We start from the raw sequence: 17,097 nt of genomic DNA, 5'->3' as shown, positions 1-17,097 counted from the left end.
AACCCCCGACCTCTCACACCACCATACGTACCGTTCGGTATACGGCGGTTCAAATTAAGTAAGACGTAAAGTTTCATATCGTTCAGATAGACTTTTGAGACCCTCTTTTCGCCAAAAAGCGTTATTGAGGGCACGGTGAAGAATTGGACTACTAGTTATTCGCCAGTAGCCCTTTCTGCTATTTCCCCATTCATATGCTTTGTGTTTATTAATTCCTAATCCTATTAGTTTCCTTACTCTTGTTTTAGGAAGTTTCCACTGTTTCCAGTAACACAATCGCAGTCTTCTTCGAATCCAACCGTCCAATTCTTTAAAGATACTTAGAGTATCTGCCAATGCGTAATACCCACACCAACCAACTAAATATTGGTTTAGCTTTTGTATGCGTATGTCCATTGGTATAGGAGATTTCCTTGACGTTATTTCTCTTACTTTCTGTTTAAATCTTTTAATGCTTTGTTTAGATATTCGTATCTTTGGCTCTTTTTGGTTTGTAAAGCTAAAGCCTAAGAATTTTCGGTTCCACGGTCTGTCTGTTGCGGATTTCTCACGGTTTACCTTTAAACAGAGTTTCTTCTCAATAAAGGTTGTAACACCTTCCATTGTTCGAATTCCTGCTTTCTTAGATTTCACGTAAATATTACAGTCATTCGCATACCTTACGAATTTATGTCCTCTTCTTTCCAGTTCTTTATCCAATATATCTAAGATAATGTTAGAAAGTAGCGGACTTAATGGTCCACCTTGAGGAGCACCTTCGGTATTCTGTGAAACCACTCCACCTATCATAATTCCTGCACTCAAAAATTTCCGGATAAGTTTGAGAAGGATTTTATCGTCAATTCGTTTAGCTAGTAAACTCATGAGTTTGTCATGGTTCACTTTATCGAAGAATTTTTCTAAGTCTATATCAACTACCCATCTGTAACCATCTTCAATGTACCCTTTTGCTTTCCTCACCGCGTCATGTCCTCGTCTTTGTGGACGGAACCCGTAGCTATTCTCTGAGAAGGTTGGGTCATAGATTGGGGTTAAGGTTTGAGTAATTGCTTGTTGAATGAAACGGTCTATCACTGTTGGGATTCCTAATAGCCTAACTCCACCGTTCGGTTTCGGGATTTCGACTCGACGGACGGGTTGAGGTTCATAGGTTCCCATTTGTAGGGATTTCCTTAATTCGTCCCAATGTTCAACAATGTATAAACGCAGGTTTTGAGTCGACATCTTGTCTACACCGTGACTTCCTCCGTTACGTTCCACTCGTTTTAAAGCGTTCAGTAAGTTTCCTCGTGATAGAATTCGTTTCATCAACATGCTATATTTCCTCTCTACGTGAATGTGATGTTCTATTTGTGCCGTAAATTGCTCCACCCTCTTGAAGTCCCTTGTGGATTCACCACTTCCTCCTTCAAGTAAGTCCTGAAAGGGATTGTCTGCTTCTATGCAATTTACGAACGCTTAGGTCACATTCTTCCTAACTTGTTCAGTCCTTCCCTTTCGTACTCGAGTCCGAAAGGTACTATGACGTCTGCTGACTTCTGACTGTTCAATTATCTATCACTAGATAAGTTGCCGAATGAGTCCAGCGCATCAGTCAGACCTCCCCAGGTAAGAGTACAGTCTTTCCCTCCATCAATCTGCTTCATTTACTCTGTATCACCTTCGGCAGAAAGGACTTTGTTTTGTTTGGCAAACTCATCCAATGATACCTAGCCTTATATGAAGTTCGTGTTCCTCAGACCGGAAGTTTGCCGCTCGCTTCCTTCAGATTCTGCGTCACCGCAGACACCCTTGCGTTAAGCTACCGCTACTTCTGCCTTCACGGTTCGGGACTTTCACCCTATAGACTGCACCCATGCTGGGCGCACCAAAAGGGGAACGGAATAAACTTTTCCGTTCCCCTTTTGAGACTTTTTTGAATGTCTCACAATTGGTCAAGAAAGACCAAGACCACTTTTCGTTCACTCTAAATAGGCAAACTTCGATCTTCACATATCCTTAAAAACCATCTGATTAATGAAATTTTGAGTGATATCATTGATTATACTCCAAGGTATATATTCTTTATTATTCAATAATTCATTTGCTAACATCACTCTCCATCTGTTAATTTCCTGTAAGAAGTAATTATCAATTGACTTATAATCTCTAGAAACTATCAAATGTTTAAAATTATCATCAAACTTACCACTATAAAGAGTGTTTTTTGAAATAATATCATTGAATTTCAGTAAGCCCCCAATCAAATAACGCATATAAACACACAGCGCCTCCTGGTATGATCAAAATATCAATTTAAGGAGGTGCTTTTCATATGCCGCTACAAAAACTAACAATTGTCCCCGTAACATTACATTCCGAAAATAAAGTTTCATATAACTCCATTTCATCAACATCCTCTTCCAATAACGCCTGCACGATCAAAACGGCAAACGTAGAAGTATCTTTCTCCAACGGCGTGGATGAGCACATCATCCAAACGGTTATGAGGGAGCTGAAACATCTATGAAATACGACTATACTAGTGTGAAAAATATTTACATCATTTGTGGAAAGACCGATATGCGAAAAGGCATTGATGGATTATCCACACTGATTCAAGATTCTTTTGAACTGGATCTATACGGTGATTCCATTTTCTTATTTGCAGGGTGGAGTAAAGATCGCTATAAATGTTTGTATTTCGATGGTGATGGCTTCGCCATTCTTTATAAACGTTTAGATAACGGTAAACTGCAATGGCCTAAAGATGAAAAGGAAGTCCGCAATCTTTCACAACAGGAGTTGCGCTGGCTCCTTGAAGGGTTATCTATCCAGCAGCCAAAGGCGATTCAACCGTCATCAAATGGTGTGTTCTAAATTCGTTTAGCCACTAATTTTATCTTTATTCCCCTGTTCGAACTAGTTATAATAAGGAGAACGAAACCGAACGAAAAGTGGTGAATGATGTGGCGAACGCTTCTTCTAAGAATGAAAATCAATACGAGAAATTAATTCGGCTGCTCGAAGAGCAAGTGGCTCATTCGAATCAACAAAACAAAGACTTATCGAAACAGATTGAAGCGTTAACCGAGCAAGTACGCCATTTAACTAAGCTTTTATATGGATCAAAAACTGAGAAGTCGAAATATAACACACCAGATGGGCAAGCGTCATTATTTGATGATGACCCGTCTTTTAGCGAATCAGAGCACACAGAAGAACAAAGCCAACAGACCATTTCTTATACTGTTGTACGATATATTCAAAAGAAAAAACGAAATGATTCATTACGTGATGATGTCGAAGTAGAAGTATTTCACCATCATCCAGAAAATACGCTATGTGACTGTTGCCAAGGACAAATGATTGAAATAGGTAGTACAATCGTACGCGAAGAAGCAGAATTTATTCCTGCAAAAATGAAGAAAGTTCAACACATTGAACACGCTTATGGATGTATAAATTGCAAAGGCGGTTCATTTCAAAAAGCGCAAATTAAACGTGGTAAAGCACCACAGCCTCCCATTCAACGAAGCATGGCAAGTCCTAGCGTACTTGCCAAAGTAATGTATGATAAATTTACATTATACTTACCACTTTACCGTCAGGTAAAGGAATGGGATCGTTATGGCCTGAATACCAATGATAAGAACCTTTCGAATTGGGTTATTCGCGCATCCCACGATTGGCTATTGCCTATTTACGAACGAATGAAACATTTGATGATGGCTAAATCGATTTTACATGTCGATGAAACGTATTGACAAATCATCAACCGTTCCGATGGGAAATCTGGTCAATCCAATGCCTATAATTGGGTGTATCGAAGTGTGCCATCGCTAGGACCACCAATGACTCTCTTTCAAAGCGCATTATCACGAGCACGATCTGTCCTTGAAAGTTTCATTGAAGGCTATTGTGGAACGATTGTTTGTGATGGTTATTCTGCCTATGCTAAGTTGGAAGGCGTTACCTTCGCAAATTGTTGGGCACATGTTCGGCGTTATTGGCTGAAAGCGGACAGCAAAAATGGCCGAATTGGTGTGAGCTATTGTGACGATTTATATCAACTCGAAAGGAAATTTAAACATTTGTCTCCGAGTAAGCGTAGAAAAAAACGCCAAAAATACTCGAAGCCAATTGTAGATAAATTCCTTAAATGGGTTGAAACGTCACCATTCTACGGGAAAAATGCTCTCGCAAAAGCAGCTGAATACATGAACAGGGCAAAAGGACTGAAAGCATTCCTGAATGTGGGCGCATTGAAATTGATAATAATCCAGCCGAAAATGCCATTCGCCCCAACGTTTTGGGTAGAAAAAACTGGCTTTTTTCAGTCAGTGAAGCTGGTGCAAAAGCGAACGCCATCTGTTTGAGTATCGCAGAAACAGCCAAAAGTAACGGCATTGATTTCTACGAATACTTAAAGAAACTCTTGACGGATCTACCGAATCTTGGCATCCATCAAAACCCTGAAATTTTAGATCATTACATGCCCTGGTCAAAAATGATTCAGGCAGAATGTAGCAAATAAATGAAATAAGCCGTATATTCAATTGAAAAAATCAGAATAAACGGCTATTTGTGATGCGTACCAGAAGGTGCGCGTATTTTTTATAATTCGGGCTTACGAATTTCATCCCATTTATCAAGGTACTCTGTAAAATGAAATTTTTTTATCAAAGCAGTTTGTGAATAATCTTCCTCTTTTGGAGGGACTGTTGTATCATATATCAAAAGATATCCAAAATTTGTAAGGACAGCAATGTAATGCCCAGCCGACCATTGTAACCATCAAGTAGCTTTGGTTCTTACGCTAATTAGGTGAAGAGATACCTACTTCCTTTCTTCATTTTTTGTTTATTTTCTTGAAATAATATTATAGTTTATAAAGAATTCGTTTTTCTAAAACTGGTAACTTAGCACGTCCATAGGTTATTCTTTTTATGGCTTTTAAGCGATTGATCTGTCCTTCAAGTAGACCCTTGCTGTATGGAAGGGATAATGCATTTTTTACTGCTTGAATATCACTTCGCAATCGAAAAGCATACTAATAAAAAGGGTTTTTCTTAGTAGTTAACTGGTTATGCAGCCACTTTAGAAAACTTTCTATCTCTCTGCTTTTTATGTCATGTCGTAAAGATCTTGAAGAACAAGGAAATCTTTTAATGATTTTTGTAGATAACCCGTTTCTACTTGATTTAGCTGATGAGGAAGTTTCCATAGCCAGGTACTTAATTTTCGTCGTGAAAAAGAAATAATACTCTCGCGTTCGAAGTTATTTTTCCGATCTTTTCGCAGCGTTTCCACTACGGACCGAACAGCCGAATAGGTGCCAGTATATCCTTGTTTCCGAATGCTGGAATAGATTTCTTTTAAAGTGTGACCTTACTTTCTAGCTGGGGGATTTCATGCTTATATAAATCTGTTGGTCTCTTTCTTTGTCTTGTATTGGATGGAACGCCCCGCATATTAATGTATTTTTTTATCGTTCTCCAATTCAAATGATAGTCTCTAGCCAACTGGGAAATACTTTTCCCTCGAATATGTTCCTTCTGAATCGATTGGATTAGTACCCACTTTTGTTCCTGTAATTTTGTCATTTTCGGTTCAATGGGAATTTGAGTAATAGTGGATTATTCTTTCTCTTGTAGACCAAGTAATGGTAGCTGGAATGAAAGAGGATAAGGCTTTATCCAACTGTTTTTTGCATTCGTAATGAAATGCCATCTGTCATATACCTGCTTAATCGAGGGATTGGAATCTGTAATCCCTTGTTTGAACCCTGTAAATCCATCCCGGCTGACTATCTTGATAAATGGGTGTTGTTGAAGCCAAGCGGTAATGGTTTCTGGGAAACGATCCGGCAGAAGAGCTAAAGGAGCATGCGTTTCAAGTTTACAAATTAAGTGCCGTACGTATGCCCTTTTCGGAAAGCGAAGCCATCTAACCCTACAAAAGAGAGACACCTGCGAGGAAATATTTGTTCGTTGAACATCTGCTCTTAACGTACGGCGACTGTTGGTAGAAAACCCTTCAAATCGTTCCGTGAAAATACGTTTAGGACAGTTCTCACCCAGCGAAATGGATAACCTCAGAACAGTGGAGAAGCCGGTCTACAATCGCTGTTGTTATTCCCTGAACCCCCAACAATCCTCCCCACTCATCTGCTCCCTTATTTGATGTCAATATGATAGAACTTCGTTCATAAAGATGGTTAATGAGATAAAAAAATAGATTTGCCTCATTTTGATCCATCGCCATATACATTAAATCATCAATTATGACTAAATCAGATTCTCTAATACGTTTTTGTAGTTGAGATTTTCGAAGAAACTCTTCCGTTTTTAATAAAGGTACTAGCTCTCCCATGGATACAAATGATACGCGATGTCCTTTATTTATTGCCTCTAGCCCTAAACCAATGGAAATATGCGTTTTTCCAACACCAGGTGGGCCCAAAAATATTAGATTAAATGACTCCTCTAACCAAGTAAGCTCTCGGAGTTCTTAATTGACTTGTACTAAGAGATGGCAGCTCTTTCAGATTGAATTCATCAAGAGTTTTTTGATAAGGAAACTTGGCCCACTTCAAGTGTTTTTTTATCATTTTTTCTTTTCTTCACGACGCTTTTCCTCGTATGAAAGCAATTCCCTGAGAAATTCCTGATAAGTCCATGAGTTGGATTCTGCCTTCCTTAAGAAAATGGGAAGTTCCTTGGATGTTTAGTCCTCCGGATAAATAAATCACAAAAAATGTTACTGAAGTATTAAAAGCCTTTTTTTGTGATTTATATTTAAGGACACTGAAAGGAGGAAATACAATTAAAAAAAGTAATTACACTAGTTCCATTTATTATTTTGTTCATAAGTATTTTTGGGTTAGGTTATTCTCTTGCATCTACTTAAGTGAATAAAGGAGACAAGAACGAGTATTTTGAGAATAATTCTAATTTGCACTTTTTAAAAGTGCGAATTAATTCTATTTAAGTCTAAAAGTAAATCAATATAATGAGTTTAAAGTAGATAAATTAGGTGAGTATGGATCAGAAAAAATGTATTCTTCAAATGCACCTCATGTAGACCCTAATCGTCAAGTTTATTTCTTAGATTTAAAGAGCCGTCGTCAGATTTAGATGAGTTGCAAAATCATCCATAAAAGTATTAAACCAAAGAAAAAGTCTCTTCTTTCCGGACTTTTCCGTTAGAAATCGAGAAAAGCCCAATAACTTAGCAAGCGTTACGTTGCGTATTTGGCAGTGTTACGCTTGTTTAGCCCACTTGGCTTTTCCGCTTTCTTTCCCAAAACGCCCGCCCTTCACGCTGTCATAAGCGAACTTTTACAATGAGGAGAACGAAGGAAGGATAGAAAACGGAAACAAACAGAAAAAACGGCAAGGGTTCGATGCCTGCTGCCGTTTAGCACATAGCTTTTTAATTTGTAAAAAAAGCGTTCTGTATGAAGGTCTTTTCTTCATACAGTCGTCTTTGTGAGGTTCGATGCCTCTAAAAAGACGTAATTTATTAAGATAAAGAGAGCAATGCGTAGTAGAGTAAGAAACTGATTTCGAAGGGATAGCTTACGCTATCTCTTTTACTTTCAGTTCCTCCTCATCAAACCGTACGTGAGGTTTTCCCTCATACGGCTTTCCGACGTTCTTCTTTCTTTGGCTTTACGGTATCTAACTAGCTAATTTCACTAAAATATGTTCTATTTCTTTCCTTACGTCCTTCAAATTTCCATGTTTCTTTCGATTATTCCTTTTCTTGTTGTAAAACAAGGTAAGGCGTTCTAACACATACCAATCAATGCGATTTAGCCATATCTTTGCGTGTTTGGAGAGAAGATAATAGTTCTTAAAACCTTGCAGTTTCTTATTTAGTCCTTTTACCAATTCGCTAATATCCAGATAAAGTTTATTTCTCGGCTCTGTGTAGGCTTTAATCTTTGAACGCATTTTCTTCATTGCGTTCTTTTTCGGTATATGTGACATGACAAATAACGTATTTCCACCTTTTCTTCTGATGGGGAATTGACGATTATGAAATCCAAGAAAATCAAAGCCATCTATGTCGTTCCATAAGTTAACAAGTCTTGATTTATCTCGGTTTATAGAAAGGTCGAGTTTTCCCATGATTGATTGAATGACCTGTATACTCTCTAGTGCCTGTTGTTTTGTTCTACACATGATGACGAAGTCATCTGCGTATCTCACTAATTCCCCAAGATGTTCAAATCTCTTTTTCCAAAGCATATCCATTGTATTTAAATAAATATTTGCTAAGAGCGGAGAAATTACCCCTCCTTGCGGAGTACCCGTTATTGGGTTTCGTACGTTTCCTTCCTCCATAATGCCCGACTCTAACCATTTACGAATCAATTTTAAGACTCTACGGTCGCTAATTCGTTGCTCTAATATTTTCATCAATTTGGTTTGATTGATGTTATCGAAATACCCTTGGATATCGACGTCGACTACCCAAAAACATTTCTTACTAGCTTTCCTTATCTTCGCCATGGCTTGATGGGCATTTCGTTTTGGGCGGAAACCAAACGAACAGTCATGAAAGTCTGCTTCAAAAATGGGTTCAATAACCATTTTCGTTGCCATTTGTGTAACTCGGTCTTTTATCGTGGGAATTCCTAGTGGACGTTTCTTTCCATCGTCCTTCGGAATATAGGTTCTTAGGACAGGGCTTGGGTGATAACACTTTTCTTTTAATTCTAAATAGAGTTCGTTCATAAATTTCGTTTCCCCATAGTCCAGAACGATATTTTCAATCGTCTGTCCATCGACACCTCCACTTCCTTTCTTACGTTTTACTCGTTGCCATGCCTCCCATAGAATATCAGGACGATAGATTTTGTCATATAAAGCGTGAAATCTACGAGTTGGACTTTCCTTGGCACAAAGATATAACGTCTTCCAGAGTTCTTGAGCTTTTGCATTATTGGTGTAGTTAGTCATTTTCTTGACATTCACTGACTCTTACCTCCTTCTGACATATGAACGAAGTAGGGTATTGGCTTCTGCCGTCCTTCCCTAGACAATGTTGTGTTGTCATTATCATCATTGGTACTATGACCCCCTCCGACTCCCTCTCATCCATCCACCACTTCGTTTGCACTTATAGGTTTCTGCTTTACTTTCGTAAGAAAGTGACGAGGAGGGTATCCCCAGTTCCGTTAACTACTTTCCTAACATGTCGTTCCCTTTACCCCCCGAGAGATTCATCGGTGCTGCTGTTCCAAGTTCTTCACACCTTCCATGGTCTTCGCCCATTATCTCAAGGCTCGACTTCTCTTTAGCCACCAATGATGGGTTCTTTTGACGAGACGGCAGGATTCACTTTATGTTACAACCTGTTAGTTTGCTCGCACTCTTCAAGAGAGTTACTTTGTCACAGGGCTTCATCCTTAGAATTTCTTCACCAGATGCCTGTCAGCTACTGAGCGTCCTGGCACTTAATCAGATTGGACTTTCACCAATTAGCAATTAACGGCTTGCTGGGCGCGCAGTAAGAAAAACCGGGTAAAAACCGCCCGGTCCTTTTTTGTTTAAAGGACATCCGAAATTTTGTACTCTATCCCATGTACTCCTTTATAATATTCTGGGTACATCTGTCCACCACATTTCTCACATGAAAACATGGGTGGAGTCGTTGGATCTCCATCATCCATTAAATCAAAGTCTCTTACCACACTTAACGGAATGTCCTCCTTCTCATGACACGCTAAACAAACATAGCTGACACTCTGTTTGCTTAACAGGTATTTGGAGGGAGTTGGCTTTTTTTCTTCCCTTTTTTCTTCTTTTTTGAACCCGTTGAAATGATTAATCACCCTTTCTAAAAAAGCTCTGGTCGTTTGACAAAGAGCTACCTTGATTTCTAGCTTTTCCATCCTCAAGACAGACTTCTCCCTTGTATTCATAATAACACGCACATCTTGGACAGACGAGAGGGTCTTTTCTTCCACTAGCTACAATTCTTTCACGCCACGTCTGACGACGTAAAGTATTTTTCACTTTTACAATCCAACGTTTTGCTTTTTGTTGCCAGGCACACAATACTCTCTTGCACAGATTTTTTGACCGTCTGGCATACATTCCATAATGACGAATTGTTTTAAATTGTTTATCCGGAATATGACGAATTAAACGTGAAATAAATTCTTCCACGCAAATAGTTTCCGTCTTTTCTTTTCCGTCCGTTTTGTCCTTATATTTAAATGTAACATATTGACCATCATATCCCTCCATCCGATTGATACCAATCGCGGGTCGACGGATATAACGACCAATATAGCGAAGTTGCTCTTTTATGTTACCTCTCTGTTTTGGGGCATACACATAGAAACCTTCCCCATTATTGGTGAACGCTTTTTGAAGTCTTGGTTGAATTTTTTTCTTTCCTTCGCAGAAACTCCGTTTCTAATTAATTTTAAAACAACAGTTTGCCATTGTTTTCGAAGCATCGCAAACGGCAAAAAATCATACTGTTTCCATTCCCCTTTTTCTGTTAAGCCTCCCATTGTAACTAACATATGAACATGTGGGTTGAAGTTAACTCTTGAACCAAAGGTATGTAGACCAGAAATAATTCCAGGAGTTACTTTGGCTTTCTTTTGAAAGAAATCTGTAATTAATTTGGAAGCAGCATCCATTAAATCTTTTAATAAAGGACGATGAAGCAAAAACACATCTCTTAAACCCTCATCTATTGTAAAAATAACGTGCCGATGATTAACTTGGAGAACATCCTCCGTAAGTAACCTACTCCACTCTTCACTCTCTCCGACAGAGCAAGTAGTACAAAATCGACCTTTACAGCGATAAGGAACCTTTCGAACGTCGTGACAACCCTCGCAGACAAAGAGTTTGAATCCTTTTTTGATGTTCCCACAATCACGAAATTTCTCTACTTCTTTGATTACAATTGGACGAATCTTTCTGCCATATTTAGTTTTGAATTTTTCCCAATGTTGATGTTCGTCAAAAAAAATACGTTTTAAAATATTTGTCTCCATACAAGAAAAATACCACAATATCAAGGACTTTGGCAGTGAAAAATTTTATACTTTCTTTTCTTTATAAAAAACAGCCCTACTTCAGGACTGCTTTACTTGAACTCTTTTCTACCAGTTGGTTTATTTTAATTCTTCCAATAAAAAATGCTCATTTAATAGTTCAATTTTTCGATCCGTATATTCTTTGTAGCTTTCATTGTATGTTTTAGGGTCTTTTGGATTGGAAAACTGCGTTATTTTTCCTGTAACAGGATGAATAAATTTACTGGATGCTCCGCAGCCAATTCCAATTACCGTTTGCAATTCTTCCATCATGATTATATTGTAAATACTTTCTTGATTGCGTTTGGAATAGCCAACATTTTCTAAATTTCCTAAAATATTTTTTTGGCGATATAAATAATACGGAACATACTCAAATTGTTCTGTCCAATCTTCTGCCATTTTCATCATTTGTTCGATTTCGCTTCTTTCTGCCACTTTGTACTTTGCTTTATTTCGTGTCATTTCTGAAGCACGTTTAAACGATAACGTATGAACCGTTAATGATTCTGGCATCAGTTCTTCTGTTTTGTCTAATGTGTGCCGAAACTCCTGTATCCCTTCTCCTGGCAGACCAATAATTAAATCCATATTAATATTATTCATTCCATGCTCTCGTGCTAAATGATATTTATCGATCGTCTCTTCTACTGTATGATGTCTGCCAATTGCTTTAAGCGTTTCCTGTGTATAAGACTGCGGATTAATGCTTATTCGATCAATCTTATATTTGTTTAAGACAGCCAATTTTTCCGGGGTAATCGTATCCGGCCGTCCTGCTTCAACCGTAATCTCGCGAATATTTTCTACATTTGGAAAAGATGCATGCATTTGTTCATACAACATATCCATTTCTTCCGCTGTTATGCTTGTTGGCGTTCCCCCTCCATAATAAACAGTGGTAATCGAAATATTCTTTTCTTTTAACCATTCTCCCATTTTCTTCATCTCATAATGAAGTCCTCCTAAAAAGGATGTTACCGAACCTTGTCTGCCATTAATTGCGTAAGCAGGAAAAGTACAATAAGCACATTTAGTTGGACAAAAGGGAATGCCAATATAAATGCTTACTTCTTTTTTCAAGTCATATAGATCTGGTATCACCGCTAATTGACGGTCAATAATTTTTTGCATTAATTTTATTTTTTCATCTGACATTAAGTATTCATCTTTTAATGACTGGTGTGCTTCTTCCATAGGAACATGGTTTTGCATATGAAGATGCAATAACTTTGTAGGGCGTATCCCAGTGAGAATTCCCCACTTCTGCACCATGCCAGTATACTCTTGAAGCACCTTTAAATAAACTTGGGAAATAGCATTTTTCTCTTGCTTAAAACGTGCTTTCTCTGAAAGATTCTCCATTTTTTTGTTGCATTCAAAAGGGCTTGACCCCTTATCGTTGATTGCTTGCCCACAGATTGAATATTTTTTTTCAGAGCTGTTTGCTTTAAACTTTATTTGAATCTCTGCTTCCTCTTCTTTGTTGAATACCACTTTCGTGTCCTCAAAAAATAAATTGCCTATATGTTCTAACGGTCTTATAAGACGTTCATCTGTTAAACCACTAATTGAAATTAATTTCATTTTTCTTCACCTTTTTACTAGTTTTGAATCCTTCATTCTAATTATACTTTAGTCTACAGAAAGGAACTAGTCTGGTCAAAAGTTTACCCCATTCTTTGTACAAAAATAAAACTAAAAAAGTCCTTAGCAGCTTAAGCTATGGACTATTGTTTAAAAATAAAGGCTCTTCCAATAGATTGTTGCTATCCATCCCGCAGCCAGAATACACTTCGTTTTCCGCGGGGCGAGCCTTGAGCCGCTTCGTCGTTTCACTCCTGCTTTCTTCTCGCCTGTCTCGCGAATCCGTGCTGATAGTCTACGTGTATTCAGGCCGCTCAGTAATTCTAAAGGTTTTTCAACTTATCAAAAAGCAACAAACTTTTAGAAAATAGTCAAATAAAATAATAATAATTTCAATTTATTTTATCCCACACTTAACGGGCAGTAAGACCCCCACCTCAAGATACCAAGAAATCGAGGAAGCTAGGTGGGGGATAACTGCCCGTAAAGGTCCGATAAGTGCAACTAACCATCAGTGGAGAATAGGGAAAAACCCCCACTGATGGAAGTTTACTTTATAATATTCATTTTACGGAGAAATTCGATTGGATGCTGTTTGCGGAAATGTTCTTTCACCATATATGCAACCCCATGCTGATTATTTGATCTTGTCACCCAATCAGCTGCTACTTTTAATTCATTGGAAGCATTCCCCATCGCGACGCCGAGCCCCGCTTCTTTTATCATTTCTAAATCATCCATACTGTCTCCAATCACAACCATTTCTCTTGTTTTTATCCCTAGATGCTCCCCAAGATATAATAAACCGTTTAATTTTGAGACTGTTTCCGGCAAAATTTCAAGACGCAATTCGTTTATTTGGACAATATTTATGTCATCAAACATTTTACTCAACACTTCTTGTGCATCCTTGCAATCCTTTTTGTCCTCGAAATAAACTTCAATTTTAGGAGGGCTGACAGGTTCTTCTAATAATACTTCACTAAGCACCTCCACAAATTGATGGGAATAAAATACAGGATCTCCAGATGAAAAAACAGTTTTTGCCAACATATTATGATTAAGCTTTGACTTGTTAGCGAGGGAAAATTTTTCGTGTACTAATCGAATTTGACATATAAATCCTTCTAAAAAGCGGACAATATCAAAAGTAAGATCCTCTGCAATTCTTTTTATATATATTGTTTTTTCTAAATTATTTGTAATCAGAGCTCCTTGATGTGTCACAATATGGCTGTTTAGTTTTAATGCTTTTGCCACTTTTTTGGCAGAAGGGAAGCTTCTTGATGTAACTAATGTCACATATATGCCTTTTTGCTGTACATATTCAATTGCATCTTTTGTTGATTTATTTAGACGGCCATTTGACTGTAGGAGAGTACCATCAATATTTAAAGCCAGCAAGCGATAAATCATTTTTTTCCCCCATTTCTAGGTTGTATTGTCTTTATATATCATGTATGTCATAAACAAGCATATTAGAACCTAGCTTGTGAATATATCCTAACTTCGCACATTTTTCAAAAGATTAAACCATTAGCCACTTGTTTACCGGCTTATTTTCCTTCTTCGGTGTTTTAAACTCACTTGAAAATCCCCCCCTTGCTTTAGCTATTCTACTTGGAAATCTTTACATAAAAAATATACGCATAAAATGTGACAAATTTTTTAAACTAGTAAATGTAACACCATAACAAACTCTTAAAGGAGGAAACATTCATCATGGCAAATAGTTCAAATCAACTTGTAGTACCAGGAGTATCTCAAGCATTAGATCAAATGAAATATGAAATTGCAACTGAGTTTGGAGTAAGCCTAGGAGCTGAAACTACTTCTCGAGCTAACGGATCTGTTGGTGGAGAAATTACCAAAAGATTAGTGCAAATGGCTGAACAACAACTTGGCGGAAGTAAATTTTAATAATTATATGGCTAATAAAATGCCCGCTCCTTTTTAGGAGCGGGTTTATTTTTGAGGTCATATTTATGATATGACCGTCTCTCTATGTGACATTTCTTCTGCTTTCTGCTCACTTTAGACTTTGACAACCTCTTTCTTCCACTAATTTGCTGCTTTCTATCTCCTTTTTGGCCATTAGATTCATCTCATAAACAACTTACTCCTAGTAGTCATCCTCCTTTACCACTTACTTCCATACACAATACAAAAAAAGAGCGAAACATCCAAAAGGAATAATTCACTCTTCTTGTTTACTTTTTTATTGAGCTGGACCATAAAGCTCTTCTAGCGGCTTCATAATAATTTGGTTTAATTCACCAATTACCATACTCATACGCTGCTCTGCTTCCATCAGCCTTGCAATTTTTTCATGCTGTTGTACAAGCGCTACTGTTTTTTGAGCTTGTTCTACTTCTTCTTCTGTAATTTCTTGACCAGTCATTTGTTTTTGCTGTAATTGCATTTGAATCGTACGGAAGTTATCGAACATTGCTTTAGCAGATACATCAGCATTCACTTCATCATACAATTTCGTCAAATTATTATATTCATCACTTTGACGAATCGCTTTTTCTAAGGAATAGGCAGAATCATGCAAATTTACCGTCATTTTAACAACCCCTTTTTAACAATTGTCTCCACTATAACAAACTATGCGTTTTATTGCCAGAAAGACGAATTTTTTATACTTTACTCACTCGCCTTCTCCCAAAAGCGCTGCCGTTTGCTTTATTTTTAAAAATATACTTATTTCGATTTATAGAAAATAAAGGGGAATAGGCAGCTTTCCATCCTAATGTTTCTCTTATATTAACTTTGCAGTTTCCCATCACTTTTGCAGTTTCCCATCACTTTTGCAGCTTCCCTTAGCACCATTTTTCTTTTATTTTCATACGATACTTTATCAGCATTCGCCTAGATTAGCACCTAAAGAAATTGTTAAAAGGAACTTCCTTTCCAAGCGTTCCTTCCTAACTAAAATATGAATCCTACTTCAAAAGGATGCATCACTTTTTCTATGCTAATTATTTAGGAGGGGTTCCCTTATTGATTGGTGCATGCTCCACTATCAATAGGAGATCTTAAAGAAAGTTACTATTGGATAAATGAGGAATTATTATGAATAATCGTTTTTTACAGATTTCCATTAAAGAGGATTCCAAACTTCCAGAAACCACCATTCATATAAGTCCCTCTTTGCATCATTACTGGGGGATTAATCAGCAGAAACCACTGTTTATTTGCATCGGAATAACGATCGTTCCTGTTAAAGTACAAATGCTGTCTCTTAAAAAACAAGAGATTTCCATTAGCCTTGATTTAATCGAGCAATTTAAAATCCCTAAGCAAAACATATCTTTTCTTGGCCAATTTTTTGCTGAAACACAAACGATTTTTTTAGGACCGATTATTGCTATTCTTACGGAAATAAAGGAAGACCATCACAACACTCCGCATTTTCCTTCAATTCATCAGCTTTGTGAAGAATTAATAGAAGAAGTATCCATAATCGGAGGCCTTTTATACATTTGTAGTTTAAGGGATTTTTCTGATGATGCAATTTCAGGATATATTTACTTTGAAAACAAATGGAAAAAAACCATACTCCCATATCCAAACGTGATCTATAATCGTCTTCATTCGCGAAAATTAGATGGGAGTGCTTATTTCCAAGAATTAAAAAAATCACTTGTAGAAAAATCAATTCCTATCTTTAATTCAAATTTTTTCTCCAAATATGATACTCACCTAATTTTAAAAGAAGATGCTGATATTCAAAAACATCTTCCTGAAACAAAAAATTTATCAAAAGAAACTGTTAAAGCAATGGGCATAAAATATACTTCTATCTATATTAAACCAATACATGGCAGCCAAGGCCGCGGCATTCTTCATATTAGTAAAACAGACAGCACATATACGATTATATCCTCTTCTGGAAAACAAAAAGGAAAAAAACATAACTTTCTTTCCACGGAAGAACTTTGGAAATGGATTAATCGTTTTACTAAAAATAAGTCTTATCTTATTCAACAAGGAATAGATTTTCAGCCATTTCAGCAGCGTTCCTTGGATTTTCGTGTTCTATGCCATAAAAATTATCAGTATCAATGGAAAGCAACCTCTGTTGTAGCTCGAGCTGCTCCTAAGGATGCTTTTGTTTCAAACCTTGCACAAGGAGCAGATATTATGCAGGCAAAAGCTGCTTTAACGGAACTGTTCGGACAAGAAAAGGCACATGCATTACTACTAAATTTGAAACAATTGGCTCAAGAGGTAGCAGCCGTTATTTCCGAGAATACAGAAGGCTGTTTAGGAGAAATGGGAATTGATATCGGTGTTGATACTCTCGGAAAGTTATGGATCATAGAGGCAAACTCCAAACCTTCTAAAAATCTTGACGAACGTACAGACAAAACAAGGCCATCTACTAGAGCACTTTTAGAATATTTTATAAGACTATCTTTTCCATATTAGAAAAGCACTAATGCCCTTAA

12 protein-coding genes and 3 pseudogenes are annotated in these 17,097 nt (G+C 37.3%); 5 read left to right on the top strand and 10 right to left on the bottom strand.

Going from position 1 to position 17,097, the window contains the following annotated elements:
* Positions 1 to 54 precede the first annotated feature (54 nt).
* Together ltrA (ACTYBU_RS00795) and ACTYBU_RS00790 are read right to left on the bottom strand one after the other, a co-directional pair.
* Positions 55 to 1,314, bottom strand: coding sequence for a group II intron reverse transcriptase/maturase (gene ltrA, locus ACTYBU_RS00795; protein WP_445486861.1), 1,260 nt, complete (start codon positions 1,312 to 1,314; stop codon positions 55 to 57).
* A 674-nt stretch (positions 1,315 to 1,988) separates the two neighbouring features.
* On the bottom strand, positions 1,989 to 2,255 hold the full coding sequence (locus ACTYBU_RS00790; RefSeq protein ID WP_445486557.1) for a hypothetical protein: 267 nt from the start codon (positions 2,253 to 2,255) through the stop codon (positions 1,989 to 1,991).
* A gap of 59 nt (positions 2,256 to 2,314) precedes the next feature.
* Between ACTYBU_RS00790 and ACTYBU_RS00785 the strand changes: the two genes are divergently transcribed.
* The 3 genes and pseudogenes from ACTYBU_RS00785 (at position 2,315) to tnpC (ending at position 4,516) form a co-directional block, all read left to right on the top strand.
* A complete protein-coding gene (locus ACTYBU_RS00785; RefSeq protein ID WP_445486556.1) occupies positions 2,315 to 2,509 on the top strand; it encodes a hypothetical protein in 195 nt (64 codons plus the stop codon).
* Positions 2,506 to 2,859: an IS66 family insertion sequence element accessory protein TnpB gene (gene tnpB, locus ACTYBU_RS00780; RefSeq protein ID WP_445486555.1), complete on the top strand. Its 354-nt coding sequence runs from the start codon at positions 2,506 to 2,508 to the stop codon at positions 2,857 to 2,859. The genes ACTYBU_RS00785 and tnpB overlap by 4 nt, the downstream gene beginning before the upstream one ends.
* 89 nt (positions 2,860 to 2,948) lie before the next feature.
* A pseudogene (gene tnpC / locus ACTYBU_RS00775) lies at positions 2,949 to 4,516 on the top strand (IS66 family transposase).
* A gap of 841 nt (positions 4,517 to 5,357) precedes the next feature.
* Here tnpC and ACTYBU_RS00770 read toward each other — a convergent pair.
* The 7 genes and pseudogenes from ACTYBU_RS00770 to ACTYBU_RS00740 all read right to left on the bottom strand — a co-directional run bounded on the left by ACTYBU_RS00770 (position 5,358) and on the right by ACTYBU_RS00740 (position 14,056).
* The gene (locus ACTYBU_RS00770) at positions 5,358 to 5,585 is read right to left on the bottom strand and encodes a hypothetical protein (RefSeq protein WP_445486554.1); all 228 of its coding nucleotides are present in this window, start codon (positions 5,583 to 5,585) and stop codon (positions 5,358 to 5,360) included.
* A gap of 33 nt (positions 5,586 to 5,618) precedes the next feature.
* Positions 5,619 to 5,951 (bottom strand): transposase, encoded by a 333-nt coding sequence (locus ACTYBU_RS00765; protein WP_445486553.1) that lies wholly within the window; start codon positions 5,949 to 5,951, stop codon positions 5,619 to 5,621.
* 103 nt (positions 5,952 to 6,054) lie between these two features.
* Positions 6,055 to 6,708 (bottom strand): annotated as a pseudogene (gene istB / locus ACTYBU_RS00760) (IS21-like element helper ATPase IstB); the annotation flags it as partial.
* Between the two features lie 956 nt (positions 6,709 to 7,664).
* A complete protein-coding gene (gene ltrA, locus ACTYBU_RS00755; RefSeq protein ID WP_445486552.1) occupies positions 7,665 to 8,966 on the bottom strand; it encodes a group II intron reverse transcriptase/maturase in 1,302 nt (433 codons plus the stop codon).
* Positions 8,967 to 9,707: 741 nt separating this feature from the next.
* Positions 9,708 to 11,011: pseudogene (locus ACTYBU_RS00750) on the bottom strand (IS91 family transposase).
* 120 nt (positions 11,012 to 11,131) lie between these two features.
* Positions 11,132 to 12,640 (bottom strand): coproporphyrinogen III oxidase, encoded by a 1,509-nt coding sequence (locus ACTYBU_RS00745; RefSeq protein ID WP_445486551.1) that lies wholly within the window; start codon positions 12,638 to 12,640, stop codon positions 11,132 to 11,134.
* Positions 12,641 to 13,189: 549 nt separating this feature from the next.
* A complete protein-coding gene (locus ACTYBU_RS00740) occupies positions 13,190 to 14,056 on the bottom strand; it encodes a Cof-type HAD-IIB family hydrolase (RefSeq protein WP_445486550.1) in 867 nt (288 codons plus the stop codon).
* Positions 14,057 to 14,362: 306 nt separating this feature from the next.
* Here ACTYBU_RS00740 and ACTYBU_RS00735 point away from each other — a divergent pair, with 306 nt between their 5' ends.
* Positions 14,363 to 14,560: a small, acid-soluble spore protein, alpha/beta type gene (locus ACTYBU_RS00735; RefSeq protein ID WP_445486549.1), complete on the top strand. Its 198-nt coding sequence runs from the start codon at positions 14,363 to 14,365 to the stop codon at positions 14,558 to 14,560.
* A 298-nt stretch (positions 14,561 to 14,858) separates the two neighbouring features.
* Here ACTYBU_RS00735 and ACTYBU_RS00730 read toward each other — a convergent pair whose 3' ends face one another.
* On the bottom strand, positions 14,859 to 15,209 hold the full coding sequence (locus ACTYBU_RS00730) for a YlbF family regulator (RefSeq protein WP_445486548.1): 351 nt from the start codon (positions 15,207 to 15,209) through the stop codon (positions 14,859 to 14,861).
* 509 nt (positions 15,210 to 15,718) lie between these two features.
* Here ACTYBU_RS00730 and ACTYBU_RS00725 point away from each other — a divergent pair.
* Entirely contained in the window at positions 15,719 to 17,077 is a 1,359-nt protein-coding gene (locus tag ACTYBU_RS00725; RefSeq protein WP_445486547.1) for a YheC/YheD family endospore coat-associated protein, read from the top strand.
* Positions 17,078 to 17,097 lie beyond the last annotated feature (20 nt).

The organism is Niallia sp. 03133 (assembly GCF_052663225.1).
This window is presented reverse-complemented; position numbering and strand designations above follow the sequence as displayed.